Origin of the sequence: Thermogutta sp., assembly GCF_039793925.1 — a bacterium.
Classification (GTDB): Bacteria; Planctomycetota; Planctomycetia; order Pirellulales; family Thermoguttaceae; genus Thermogutta.
In genome coordinates this window covers 1-1,086 of record NZ_JBAMME010000176.1, presented here as the reverse complement: position 1 = coordinate 1,086, position 1,086 = coordinate 1, and the positions used below count along the sequence as shown (strand labels likewise).

Annotated in this window: 2 protein-coding genes; both read left to right on the top strand. The window is 57.8% G+C overall.

The window, feature by feature from the left end; genetic code table 11:
• The coding region (locus ABJK56_RS06680) for a hypothetical protein (RefSeq protein ID WP_347243888.1) at positions 1-421 on the top strand (421 nt) is incomplete at its 5' end.
• Positions 422-430: 9 nt separating this feature from the next.
• A partial coding sequence (locus ABJK56_RS06675) for a hypothetical protein (RefSeq protein ID WP_347243887.1) occupies positions 431-1,086 on the top strand: 656 nt, incomplete at its 3' end.

Genomic DNA, 1,086 nt, shown 5'->3' with positions numbered 1-1,086 from the left:
GGCCTGCCGGGCGGCCATAGAGTGGGCTGAAACCCAGCCCACCGCGGAGGACATCGTAAAGAACTGCCCGGAGAAATGGAGGCTCTGGGCATTATACCACCCCGAGTTTCTCAAACAATGTCCTCCCGGACTTCTGAACCACTCTATCAGCTGGGGGGAGTGGTGGAAAGAGGTTAATGGCAGCGACTGGACGCAGCTGCTCCGCGAGCAGCCCCAGTTTGCCACCCTGTGCACGGAACACAGGGGGTGGGAGAAGTTTAATGGCTGGGACTGGTCGCGGTTGCTCCGCAAGCGGCCGCAGTTCGCCCCCCAGTGTTCCTCGCATGGGGGGTGGAATAAGTTTGATGGCGAGGACTGGGAGGGGTTGCTCTCCGTCCAGCCGCAGTTCGCTAAAAAGCGGTCAGACGCTGAAAAATTGTAAGGAGGTAAAATGGAAGAATTCACCAACACACCAACCCCCGAGTTTTTCGGGGAGAACACCGGGGCCGAAAATCAGCCCCAGCCCCCCGTTTCTGGGGAGGGCGAAGTATCCACCCAGCAGCCCTCTATTCCTACTCGCCGACCGCTTCCGCCACCGCCCGCAACTCAAACCATTCAGCCTGCCCAGTCCACCGAAACCTACCCCCTGCACTCGGCACTGAGCTCAACGCTGGTTGAATTCATCCGACAGCTGAAACCCCCAACCACCCTTGAAATTTCCGAAGAAGAAATGAAGAAGTTGACCCGCCCAATTTCCGAAGAAGAAATGGGCGAGATTCAAATCCGAAATGTCCGAGACAGAGCGGGCGGGTATCGCCCACTGGTGTATTTACCGTGGGAGTATTATATCCGGCGGTTGGACGAGGTATTCGGATTCAACCACGCATGCGTCCTCTCCCTCCGCGAGATGACGCGAGGCACCACAGTAGTGGTGCAGACCGTCCTCATTATTCGGCAGCACCTCGTTGGGATTGCGTGGGGTGAGGCGGAATATAATCCCAACAATCCCCATATGGGCTATACCGACTCGCTGGAAGCAGCGGTTTCGGACTCCATCCGGCGACTTGTCGGGAAGCGGCTCGGGATAGGGCGTGAACTCTGGAATCC